The 12500-nt window shown below is 44.3% G+C and carries 7 protein-coding genes; all 7 read left to right on the forward strand.

Annotated features, from left to right (window positions below):
* The first annotated feature begins 202 nt into the window (after positions 1-202).
* The gene (locus H1A14_RS17180) at positions 203-1657 is read left to right on the forward strand and encodes an ATP-binding protein (RefSeq protein ID WP_194777521.1); all 1455 of its coding nucleotides are present in this window, start codon (positions 203-205) and stop codon (positions 1655-1657) included.
* Positions 1654-3315 carry an FAD-dependent oxidoreductase gene (locus H1A14_RS17185; RefSeq protein ID WP_194777522.1) on the forward strand — a complete coding sequence of 554 codons (1662 nt, stop codon included), beginning with the start codon at positions 1654-1656 and terminating at the stop codon, positions 3313-3315. Before H1A14_RS17180 ends, H1A14_RS17185 begins: the two co-directional genes overlap by 4 nt.
* A 47-nt stretch (positions 3316-3362) precedes the next feature.
* The gene (locus H1A14_RS17190) at positions 3363-5414 is read left to right on the forward strand and encodes a PAS domain S-box protein (protein WP_194777523.1); all 2052 of its coding nucleotides are present in this window, start codon (positions 3363-3365) and stop codon (positions 5412-5414) included.
* 822 nt (positions 5415-6236) lie between these two features.
* Entirely contained in the window at positions 6237-6809 is a 573-nt protein-coding gene (locus H1A14_RS17195; protein WP_194777524.1) for a sigma-70 family RNA polymerase sigma factor, read from the forward strand.
* A gap of 137 nt (positions 6810-6946) precedes the next feature.
* The gene (locus H1A14_RS17200; protein ID WP_194777525.1) at positions 6947-7255 is read left to right on the forward strand and encodes a hypothetical protein; all 309 of its coding nucleotides are present in this window, start codon (positions 6947-6949) and stop codon (positions 7253-7255) included.
* Positions 7256-7493: 238 nt separating this feature from the next.
* Positions 7494-10961, forward strand: coding sequence for a SusC/RagA family TonB-linked outer membrane protein (locus tag H1A14_RS17205; protein WP_228527835.1), 3468 nt, complete (start codon positions 7494-7496; stop codon positions 10959-10961).
* A gap of 11 nt (positions 10962-10972) precedes the next feature.
* Positions 10973-12493, forward strand: a complete 1521-nt coding sequence (locus H1A14_RS17210; RefSeq protein WP_194777526.1) for a SusD/RagB family nutrient-binding outer membrane lipoprotein — start codon at positions 10973-10975, stop codon at positions 12491-12493.
* Positions 12494-12500: the final 7 nt, after the last annotated feature.

A 12500-nucleotide genomic window follows, 5' to 3' on the forward strand; every position in this document is an offset into this window, starting at 1 on the left:
AACCAAAAAGCTTGAGGACGTTTGACCAAATAAATTGAACCGGTCAAACGCCATTTTGTCCACCTGCGGTCATTCTTTCATTTACCTCCTATTAATCAATCGCTTAAAGGAAAAAACAATCCAATTTATAGCGAGAATTTACGTTCATTTATTTATTTTTATCATACCTTAACAGTTTTCGGGCATTTATCTTTTTTAAGCAATGAAACCGTTGACCCCTCAGGCCTTAAAAAAAGTTTACGCACTTAGGGACCTTCCCGAAGAACAGCTTCAATGGCTGATCAGCCATGGGGAGTATGCGGAGTTTGCGGAAGGGGAAGTGCTTACCCGAACGGGAGAACCCATTGACCACCTTTGGTTGATTATGGAAGGTCAAGGGACTTTTTATATGGATATCAATGGCAAGCTGATCCACTTTTATACTTTTGATAACAGTCCCGAAACAGGGGGAGTGGGCGGCTTGTTGCCTTATTCCAGGATGGAGAAATCGCCCGGTTTTACCTATGCGGTGGGCAAGGTCAAGGTGTTGTTGTTGCACAAACAGCATTTCCAACAATTGGAATCCATCAGCCCGGTATTGAAAAAACGACTGATTACCTGCATGACGGAGAGGGCCCGCGCCTTTGCCACCCATGGCCTGCAGCAGGAAAAGATTGCGGCCTTGGGCAAGTTAGCCGCTGGTGTGGCCCATGAACTGAACAACCCCGCCGCTGCCATCAACAGGCTGGCTTCCGTGATCCGGAGAAGAATTGAAGCAGGTGAAATCCTTACCCAGGCGCTTTTGGAAAAAAACATCCAAGCCAGTCAATTGACGGTTTTAAGGGAAAAGATGAAGGAAAAGGTAAGGTCTGTGGGAACGCCATCGCCCTATTCCGCGCTGCAAAGATTGGAGAAAGAAGAGGAGTTGGCCGATTGGTTGGAAAAAAATGACATCCCTAAAAGCCGGCAACTCAGTGAATCTTTTGTGGCAGCCTACTGGACCTTAGGAGACCTGGAGGCTGTAAGTAAGGATACTGATCCTGATGGACTTGCCCCATTGCTGCTGTGGATGGAAAATCTGCTCAACTTTGGTTGGCTTCTCAGGGAATTGGAAGCTTCCTCAGAAAGGATCTCCTCTCTGGTGGGCTCCATCAAAAACCATGTTCAGATGGACCGAAGCAATAGCCTTGAACTGACTGACCTGCACCAAGACCTAGACAATACTTTCACCCTTTTCGGCTACAAGTTGCGGGAAAAGAATATCTCGGTGACCAAACGCTATCAGGAGGGTCTTCCCAAAATTGAGGCCTATGTGGGCGAACTCAATCAGGTGTGGAGCAACCTGATCGACAATGCGATCCAATCCCTCCCTGATTCCGGGGAATTGGAAATAGTCACGGACAGGCAGGAAGACGAAGTAATCGTGAAGGTAATAGACAATGGACCGGGTATCGCCAAAGACATCATGCCCTATATATTTGATCCTTTCTTCACCACCAAAAAAGCCGGACAGGGCACGGGCATGGGATTGGACATGGTCAAGCGCATTGTAGCCCACCATCAGGGAATCATTGAGGCCGAGACGGCAAATGGACAAACTACATTTATGGTCAGGCTGCCTGTATTTCAGGCCAAAGCAGCCGAACCTTTGACACAACCGCAATTCCACAAACAATGAAACAGCCGTTTATAATTTTAATTGACGATGATGTGCAGGTTTTGAGATCGATCCAAAGAGACATCAGTAGCCAGTTCAGGGAGGATTACCGGATTTCTTCCTTTGAGTCCGGCCGGGAAGCGCTTGATTTTATGAAAGCCCTGAAATTGAAAAACGAAGCTTTGGCCCTGATCATCTCAGATCAGCGCATGCCGGAAATGGATGGGGTGACACTATTGGAAAAAGCAAGAATAATCTACCCTGAAACCAAGAATATGTTGCTAACTGCCTATTCTGACATTGAAGTCGCCATCAAGGCCATCAATGACATCAAATTGGATTATTACCTGCCCAAGCCCTGGAGTCCTCCTGAAGAAAAGCTTTACCCCATCATGGAAGATTTATTGGATGATTGGCATGCTGCCCACAAGCCTGACCATGAGGGCATCCGGATCGTGGGCTTCCAATGGTCTCCAAAATCCCATGCGTTAAAAGAATTTCTGTCAGGCAACCTGATTCCTTATCTCTGGCTGGATGTAGAAAATAACGGAGAAGCAGGTAAATTCCTGGAAAGTGCCAAAGCAGAGGCTGACCGACTTCCATTGGTGGTCTTGCGGGACGGGTCTGTTTTATTGGATCCTGAAATTCCTGCATTGGCTTCCCAGTTGGGACTGAAGCAAAAAGCCACAGACAAAATGTATGATGTGGTGATCATTGGAGCGGGTCCGGCAGGATTGGCGGCATCGGTGTATGGGGCTACCGAGGGGCTCAAGACCCTGCTGATCGAAAAAAGCAACCCCGGAGGTCAAGCCAGCAGCAGTTCCAGAATTGAAAATTACCTGGGCTTTCCATCCGGTCTTTCGGGAGCGGAATTGACCCGAAGGGCGGTGACCCAGACGGTGAGATTTGGAACGGAACTGCTTACTCCCCAGGAAGTAAAGGAAATTAAGGTAAAGGACGGCTACAAGGTCATCACTTTGTCCGATGGCGCTGAAATCTTCAGCAGGTCTATCATCATTTCCACTGGAGTGGCCTACCGCAAGCTTGAAGTCCCTGGAGCTGATCAATTTACAGGAGCTGGGGTTTATTATGGATCGGCAGCAGTGGAAGCCCATGCCTGTAGAAATGAAATCATTTATATCATCGGCGGAGGCAACTCGGCTTGTCAGGCAGCCATGTACATGTGCAAATTTGCCAAGGAAGTCAATATGTTGCTCCGCAAAGAGGCACTCAGTGAAGTGGCTGCCAATTATTTGGTACTGCAGATCAGGGCAGTACCCAATATAAAGATCCTCGGCAATACCGAAATCATAGCCATGGAAGGAAGTGAGGTTTTGGAAACCGTCACGCTGTGGAACAACAAAACAGATGAGCAAAAGAAAGTGCCTGCTAAAGCGGTGTTTGTGTATATCGGTGCCAGACCCAGTACAGATTGGTTGAAGGATTTTGTGTTTAAGGATGAAAAAGGTTTTATCCTCACAGGTTCAGATCTTGAAAAGGTGGACGGGTTTCATACCCATTGGAAATTGGGACGTAAGCCCTATCTACCAGAAAGCAGTGTGCCGGGGGTCTTTGTTTCGGGGGATGTGCGGTCAGGAGCCCTCACAGGGATTTCTTCCGCAGTAGGTGAAGGAGCCATGGCCATCCGTTTTGTCAGAAAATATTTACAGGAAATGTAGTGTAAAATCTTTTTTCTTCAGCATATGCCAGAATTCAAACCCAATTTATGAAAATCAATGCCATAGAAACCAAGGGCCAAGACCACCTAAAAGCCATCATAGATACGGCGAGTGATGCCATCATTTCCGCTGACCAAAATGGCCTTATCGTAGATTGGAACCTGGCCGCAGAAAGGATTTTCCAATATAAAAAAGCTGAAGTGCTGGGCAAATCCTTAAGCTTGATCATCCCCAAGAAATTTCAAAAAGCGCATGAGACCGGAATGAAAAGGGTAGTGGAAGGCCATCCACACCGGGTAATCGGAAAGGTGGTAGAGCTGGAAGGAGTGCGGAAAAACGGGGAGCACTTTCCCATAGAACTTTCACTTTCCACTTGGAAAACGGAATCCGGCAAATTTTTCAGCGGGATCATCCGTGATATTTCCGAAAGAAAAGCAACGGAGGATAAGTTGACCTCATCTGAAAGCAGGTTGCGTTCGGTGATGGAAACCGCCAACGATGCCATCATCACCGCAGATTCAAAAGGCATCATTCAATCCTGGAACAGGGCTGCGAGCCACATTTTTGGATTTACAGAGGCTGAGGCCCTCCAGAAACCCCTGACCATCATCATTCCTGCCGACTATAAACGCCCACATGAAAATGGCATTAAGCGGGTGAGTGGAGGGGGTGAACACCATGTGATCGGCCGGACCATAGAGATTACAGGAAAGCATAAAGACGGACATCTGATTCCAATAGAGCTTTCCCTGTCCACTTGGAAACAAGGTGAAAGCCGGTTTTACGGAGGCATCATCCGGGATATTTCTGAAAGAAAACTTGCGGAGGAAATCCGAAATGCCTCTGAAGTCAAATTCCAGTCCATCACCGAAACCGCCAATGATGCCATCATCGTGGGCAATGAAACAGGCCATATTTACATGTGGAACAAAGCAGCGGAACGGATATTTGGCCACAAAGAGGTTGAGGTCAAAGGGATGCCCCTCAGCATCATCGTACCTGAAGAATACAAAGCGCTACATGAGGCAGGCTTGAAACGGGTAGCTAAGGGCGGTGCTGCCAGGGTAATTGGCCGGACGGTAGAATTAAAGGGCCTGCACAAAGACGGGCATCTGATGGACATAGAGCTCTCCCTCTCCACATGGATTTCTATGAAACAGCGTTTTTTTTGTGGGATCATCCGGGACATCAGCGAGCGAAAAAAAGCAGAAAACCAGCTCAAGGACCAAAGAAAAAAGCTGGCCGAGCGATCTCGGCAATTGGCCAGGCTGAATGAAGATGTGAAATCCAAAAACGAGCAATTGCAGGCCCTATCCAACAAACTGGCCAAGTACCTTTCCAGGCAAGTATATACTTCTATTTTTGAAGGCAAAAAAGATGTTAAAATTGAGTCTTACAGAAAACTTTTGACCGTTTTCTTTTCTGACATTCAGGGATTTACTGATCTAACGGAAAGGGTAGAATCAGAGGTATTGACCAATGTGCTGAACAAATACCTGAATGAGATGTCCAAGGTGGCCTTGGATCATGGTGGGACCATTGACAAATATATCGGAGATGCGATCATGATCTTTTTTGGGGATCCTGAGACGTTGGGAGAAAAGCAGGATGCGTTGGCCTGTGTGAAGATGGCCCTCGACATGAAACAGAAATTGACAGTCCTGCGCAAAGAATGGGAGGCCATGGGCATCTCACATCCTTTACGAATCAGGATGGGTATCAATACCGGCTATTGCACGGTGGGGAACTTCGGTTCGGAAGACCGGTTGGATTACACCATTGTAGGAGGACCGGTGAATATGGCAAGCAGACTGGAATCCGCAGCACCGGTTGATGAAATTTTGATTTCGGCAGACACCTATAGACTTGTGCATGAAGAGGTGGAATGTGAAAAAAGAGATGAAATCAGCGTGAAAGGTTTTGTAAATCCAGTGCAGACCTATTTGGTCAAAAAGCTGTATGGAGACCGAAACAAAAGGGAAGAACAGCTCAATGCGCAACTCAGAGGATTTAACCTCAGCATTGATTTTGACCAGCTGGATTACGCGGATAAGCTGTATGCCAGGCAATTGCTGGAGCAGGCGATGTCGAAATTGTAAGTTGCTGACTGGTTTTCAGGTTGTCAAGTTTTCATCGTTGTCGAACTTGACATTTGTTAGACAGGTAACAAGAGGCAATATTCTAGCCTTTAATTATTTAGAAGCAAACCCTTCCATTTACCGTCACCTTGCCTACCTGAAGTAGGAACTCGCCGAAAGTTCTTCGCCTTTGTTGTCGTCACTTTGAGCGGAGCAGGCCTGCCGAAGGTAAAGGTCTGCACCAATTTTGTCGTCACTCTGAGCGAAGCGAAGCGTCTTCGTCCTTTCGGAGCGATAGTTTTCCAAATGTTCGGAGAGATCCTTGACCGGCCATCAGAAGGGCTTCGGCAGGCTCAGCACGACGCAGTAACAAACAATAATGTCGTCACTCTGAGCGAAGCGAAGCGTCTTCGTCCTTTCGGAGAGATAGTTTTCCATATGTTCAGAGAGATGCCTACCTGACGACGGGGAGTTAATTTATAAAGACTTTAGTAAAAGCTGTAAAAATTATAATTGGTGGAGAAGTCTAAAAGAATTGCTCTTTGAGGGATGATCGGATTTTTGATTAAAATCCCATTATTGTCGTCACTCTGAGCGGAGCGAAGCCTGCCTGCCGAAGGTAAAGGTCTGCACCAATTTTGTCGTCACTCTGTGCGAAGCGAAGCGTCTTTGTTCTATTGGATCAGAAGATTCGTTGAAAAAATTAACTAACAATAGTAAAATTTAAAAACATGGTATTATACAGAATAAAATACCTAAAACATAAAAATATATGGACGATTATTTGATTAATTCTTGATTTATACTTAATATAGTTAACCTTTTTTCGTTCGCGGATCGAAAATGAAAACAACCCAAAATGTGCCTGATTTGGTATCCCAACTCAAAGGTGGGAGTGAACATGCTTTTTCGGAACTTTTCAAGATGTTTCTACCCAAGATTTGCAATGTCTCCAGAAAGATGTTTTTGTCCAAAGAGGATGCGGAAGAAATAGGGCAGGAAGTTTTTTTACTCATATGGAAAAACAGGGAAAGGCTAAAGTGTGAACTTTCTTTCAATGCCTATCTTTTGACCATACTGAAATCCCTCATCATAAAAAAAGCAAGAAAAGAAGCCAAAAGGATAGCATATGAAAAATATGTGCTCCGGATGCATCCCAGTTTGGAAGCGGAGCCGGAAAGCTTGCTGGAAATTTCGGAATTGGAAACCATCGCCATGGCAGCAGTTGCAAAACTCCCTCACTTTCAGAAGGAAGTTTACATACTCAAGAACCAAAAAAATATGGGAACGAATGAAATTGCGATCACTATGGGTATTTCAAAACGCACGGTAGAAAACCACATTTACAAAGCTTCAAAATCTATAAAAATGTCCTTGATGGCCAAATATGTAATGCCACGCACTTTCAGGGTTTAAATTGCTTTATATTAAATTTTTTTCAAAAAAATCATTGAAATTGTTAGTAAATCCATCAAATAATTACAAAATATTTAATTTTTTTATTTCAAGTGAGTATGCTAAACACTTCAAGGCTATATATAAAAATGGAGGCTATGAAATTCAACGAAAATGACATAGGGGATTTTTTTGAAGGGGAACTTGGTGAAAAAGAGGCCAAGGAATTTTTGATATGGCTCCATTCTAAGGAAGGTGAAAGAACTTATAAACGATGGATTGAAAAGCTTTGGAAGCATGAAATAGATAAATCCGAAGAGATAAAGGAAGCTGATTTCCATATGGCAATCATGGAGTTAGGTTTTTTGATCAACCATAAGATCGTCGGATTACCCTATTTAAGGAATAAAACAGGCTTATCAATCAAATTATTAACCGATATAGATGCAAGTTTCAACCTTACATGAGGAAAAGCCTTAGCTGCTGTTGCGGAGACTTTACCTGAGGGTGTTACTCCTTAATTATTAGGATTATTTACTTGAATTATGATTGCCTCGAATCAACCTATTGAACTGCCTATGAAGAAAAAAACAAATGGTTCTGAATGATTTTCCTTTTTATCCGATAGAACCACTTCCAGCCTAATCCTAGGCTGAAAAAAGGGAATATTCTATAATTGATTGTTTGTCAAAACTAACCCAGAATATGATACCATTACTATACAAAACAATGATTATGGTCTTCAAATGTGCCCTGATAAGTGCCATTTTATTGACCATATCCTATCTAGAAGTGTTCGCTACTGACAGTTCGGTCCAGGTAATAAGCATGGAGGATGAAAACATCAATCAGCTTTCACTGGTAGGGAGTCTAGAAGAAATTCTGGATGCCAACGCTACAATATCAAATCATGATAGTTTTTACGAAAAAAATGAAAGGACGATAACGTCGCTTTCTAATGAACCTGAAGGATCATTTACGATTGAAACATCCGAGAAGGAAAACCATTTTTTCGGCACCGAAGATGGTTTGAGCCATAAGGAAAACTTACAGCCCATCTCTATTTCAAATACTCCTGAAATAGACCATGAAAGCGCTGATATAGAAGTAAGCGGAAGTGTTAAAAGTGAGGACGGTGAACCACTTCCCGGGGTAGCCATTTCCATCGTCGGCACTACCACCGGTACGGTAACGGACCTCAATGGAAATTACAGATTAACCGTTCCTGAAGGGGCAACACTGAATTTTTCTATCATTGGCTTTGCTCCTCAAAGGATTGAGGTGGGCAACCGATCCGTGATCGATGTGGTGATGGCTCAGGAAATCACCGGCCTGGAAGAGGTGGTGATTGCCGCACTTGGTATCCAAAAGACCTCTAGGAGTATTGGCTATGCGGCTACAAACGTGGATTCGGACGAAGTAACAGTCAACAGGACGCCCAATTTTATGAATGCGCTTCAAGGCAAAATTGCCGGTGTTAACATTTCCTCTTTAGGTACAGGACCAGGAGGTACCTCCAAAGTAAGGATTCGCGGTCAGTCATCCATATCGGGACAGAACAATCCTTTGATCGTAGTGAACGGGATTCCGATAGACAATACCAATTTTGGTACAAAACCAGGCAATCAAGCCTCTGATAACTCCATAGGAACGAGAGGTGGTGGTATTACTTCAGATGGAGGTGATGGACTAAGCAGTATCAATCCGGATGATATTGAAAGCATGACTGTCCTTAAAGGTGCTGCAGCATCCGCACTTTATGGCTCAAGAGCAAAGGATGGGGTCATCATGATCAATACCAAATCAAAAGGCGATTCAAAAGGGATTGGCGTAACCTACAATTTAAACTACACCAATGAAAGACCTTTGGATTTTACGGATTATCAATATGAATACGGACAAGGGGAACAAGGTGTAAGACCGACTACCCCAAATCCAACGTCGGGCCAATGGTCATTTGGGGAAAGATTTGCCCCCGGGATGACGCAGACGTTGTTTGATGGTGTGGTGGTACCGTATGTACCTGTAAGAGGAATCATAAATGACTTCTTCCGAAATGGACAGAACATGACCAATTCGATCAGTTTGGCCACCAACAATGAAAAAGGGGGGATGAACTTTTCCTTCTCTGACTTGAACAGTAAAGGAATAGTCCCAAACAATTCTTTCAATAGAAAAACATTCAATTTTGGTTTTACCCATGAATTCAGTAAAAAATTAAGCTTCAGGGGTAACATCAATTACTCTGTAGAAAGAAACACCAATCCCCCCAACGTGGCAGACCAGGACAATAGCATTCCAACGGCACTGTATAATATGGCGAACTCCATGCCGCTCAATGTGCTTGATGAAAATAAATTTGATGAGTTTGGGAATGAGGCCGTTTATTCCAGGTTCAGGAACAGAACAAATCCTTACTTTACCTTATCGGAACAATTTAACAAAGTCAAAAGGGATAGGATTTTCGGAAACATAGCCGCTGTTTACCATTTCACAGATTGGCTTTATGTTCAGGGAAGGGTTGGACAGGATTATTGGTCTAGAGATCAGGAATACAACAATTTCCCCACCGGTCAAGCTTCCAGAGCTGCCGCACCCGCAGGCTTTGTGAATGGAGTTTTCACTCAGGAAGCAAGAAGATTCCGAGAAATCAACGCGGATTTCATCTTGTCTGCTACCAAGGAATTCGGTGACTTTGGGGTCAACGCCAATGTGGGTGGTAACCATATGAAAAGGAATTCGGAGTTGAACAGTGTACAGGTAACTGACTTTGTCATCCGTGATTTGTATACGGTTCAAAACGGTAGAGCAAAAGACCCCATTTTTGACCGTGTGGAAAGGGCGGTAAATTCTCTTTTTGCATTTGCAGAATTTTCTTACAAAAAAACCATCTACATCAATGGTACACTTAGAAATGATTGGTTCTCTACACTATCTGAGCAGAACAGGAGTATTCTATACCCATCCATTTCCACAAGTTGGGTCTTTACCGAGAATACAGGTACCAGTGACTGGCTAAACTTCGGAAAGCTTAGGTTGGCCTATGCGGAAGTAGGCAGTGATGCTGATGTTGCCCCATATTCCAACGTTTTGTTTTATGGCATCAATGCCAATTTGTTTGGAGGACAACCGGTTGGTAGCCCAATTGGCAATACCCTACCCAACCCAAATCTGAGACCCATGAGGGTGGCTGAAACAGAAGTTGGTTTGGAATTGAGAATGTTCCAAGGTAAAGTCCTTTTGGATTTGGCAGCCTACAACAAAATCACCACAGACCAGATTGTAAGTGCACAGATTTCTGATGCCTCTGGGTTTATCAATACCTCCATCAACAGCGGTCAAAGTAGGAACCAAGGGGTGGAAATGTTGCTGACCGTTGTTCCTATCGAGACAGGAAATTTTACCTGGGAAACTTCCTTTAATGGAGCCTACAACAAAACTAAAGTCCTTAGCCTACTTTCCGAAACGCCTGGTGAAAGAATCACTGTGGGTAACCACGTATTCAATGGAGAATTGAGACAGGTGGTTGGCAAGGAAATGGGACAAGTGACAGGGTTTGGTTTTTTGAGGGATAACCAAGGCCGTACCGTGTTTGGAAGCAATGGACTTCCCTTGAGGACGCCTGAAATGGTTGAATTTGGAAGTGCCCTTCCGCGATGGATTGGAGGATTTAACAACTCATTCGATTACAAAGGAATCAACTTCTCTTTCTTGATTGATTTCAGATTGGGAGGCAAGATGATTTCGGGAACCAACTTCAATGCGGTAAGACATGGTCTGCACAAAATGACCTTGGAAGGCCGTGAAGGTGGAGTGGTTGGCGTAGGTGTTAACGCGGCAGGTGAAGCAAATACCGTAGTAGCCCCAGTTCAATCCTATTGGGAAATTGTGAGGTCACAGGGTTTGGTAGAGCCGGTAGTTTACGATAACGGTTTCTGGAAACTCCGTCAGGTGACGGCAGGCTATGATTTTACCAAGTTCATTCCTGAAAGATGGCCTGTTGCTGGAGTTCGTTTAAACTTTGTTGCCAACAATGTCTTGATGTTGAAAAAATGGGTGGACAATATCGATCCCGAATCATTTGGTTTTGCTTCGGATAACCTGGTCGGAATGGAAGCTACTGGTTTACCGACCACGAGAGGAATGGGATTTAATTTAAATGTCAGATTTTAAACAACAACAACATGAAAAAGATATTTAAATATATTTGGATTGTGCTATTCATTGGATATAGTACTTCCTGCGATCAGAATTTTGATGAGCTGAATACCAATACAGTTTCTGCTACTGTAATCGATCCAACGTTCCAATTGAATCAAGCGATCATTTCTTCTGCCCCTTCCTCCTTTGGGGTGATTGTATATGAATGGGGGGCCGTTCAACATGTGATATCCCCAAATTCAGGTGTATTGACAGGCGCTAATTTCAATCAGGACAATAGGGCTTCGACTCAGGCCAACTGGCAACAGTATTACCGTAATGTCATCAAAAACACCAAAGATGTCTTGGCCCGGATCAAGGATGACCCCACAAGAACCAATTTGGTCCAAATGACCAGAATTATACAGGCAAATGCCTTTATGGTTTTGACAGACACTTACGGTTCAGTACCCTACAGGCAGGCTGGGGCAGGATTTAGTGATCTGATTTTCTTTCCGGAGTACGATAGCCAAGAGCTTATTTATACCGACATCATCAAAGAACTGGGTGAGGCTTCCGCTGCATTAAATGCCACTGGGAGAACAGAAGCCGCAGATGTTTTATTTGGCGGAGATGTAGAAAAATGGAGGAAATTTGGTTATTCCCTTCTCCTCCGTGCAGGAATGAGAATAAGCAAAGCAAGTCCTGGTGCCGCACAACAGGCAGTAAATCAAGCATTTGCAGGGGGTGTGATAACCAATAACCTGGATAATGTGGCCGTAAGGCATGATGCCAATTACCTCAATCCCATAGGCAATACGCTTAATGCCACAGAAGCAGCCAACTTTTACCTGACAGAGCCTTTTGTGGACTTTATGAAAAACAGCAATGATCCAAGGCTTAGCTCCATTGCGGTAAGGTATGTAGGAGCTACTTCAGGACCTGAACAAACGGTAGATAGACAAAGCTTTGACCCGAATCTTCAGATTGGTATGCCTATGGGAAATGACAATGCAGGTGCTGTTCGGGTTGCCGCCGAATTGGGATTGGCAAGTTTCTATGATTTCAGTCAAGTGGATAGAAGGAGAATGGTTAAATTGACCTCTCCTAATTTTATTGTGACTGCCGCCCAAACCCAATTGCTGTTGGCCGAAGCCAGACAGCTTGGTTGGATTTCAGCAGGAACGGCTCAGGATTATTTTCATGCCGGCATCAGAGCCCATATGAATCAGATGGCTGACTATGACCCGGCGATGGCAATTGCTTCAGGGGCAATTGAAACTTACATCAGTGCTAATCCTTTAGGGGATGCCACTGCTGTGCGACAAATCAACGAACAATATTGGATTGCCTCTTTTATGAATGGACCCGAAGCTTTTGCCAATTTCAGAAGAACCGAATTCCCAGTACTGGAACCAAATCCTTTTGAAGGAAGGGAAGTGCTTTTCATCAACAGGCTAACCTATCCCAATTCCGAGATTTCTGTAAACCAAGAAAATGTCGAAGCGGCCATTGCTGCCCAAGGCCCGGATAATTTGGAAACCAAGGTTTGGTGGGCCAAATAATTTCTTA

The organism is Pararhodonellum marinum, assembly GCF_015354735.1.
Lineage (GTDB): Bacteria > Bacteroidota > Bacteroidia > Cytophagales > Cyclobacteriaceae > Pararhodonellum > Pararhodonellum marinum.

What these genes read in the sequence shown, in the direction of transcription:
- H1A14_RS17190 (WP_194777523.1), top strand. Translation starts at nt 3,363, where the DNA reads ATGAAAATCAATGCCATAGAAACCAAGGGCCAAGACCACCTAAAAGCC.
- H1A14_RS17200 (WP_194777525.1), top strand. Translation starts at nt 6,947, where the DNA reads ATGAAATTCAACGAAAATGACATAGGGGATTTTTTTGAAGGGGAACTT.
- H1A14_RS17195 (WP_194777524.1), top strand. Translation starts at nt 6,237, where the DNA reads ATGAAAACAACCCAAAATGTGCCTGATTTGGTATCCCAACTCAAAGGT.
- H1A14_RS17185 (WP_194777522.1), top strand. Translation starts at nt 1,654, where the DNA reads ATGAAACAGCCGTTTATAATTTTAATTGACGATGATGTGCAGGTTTTG.
- H1A14_RS17180 (WP_194777521.1), top strand. Translation starts at nt 203, where the DNA reads ATGAAACCGTTGACCCCTCAGGCCTTAAAAAAAGTTTACGCACTTAGG.
- H1A14_RS17210 (WP_194777526.1), top strand. Translation starts at nt 10,973, where the DNA reads ATGAAAAAGATATTTAAATATATTTGGATTGTGCTATTCATTGGATAT.
- H1A14_RS17205 (WP_228527835.1), top strand. Translation starts at nt 7,494, where the DNA reads ATGATACCATTACTATACAAAACAATGATTATGGTCTTCAAATGTGCC.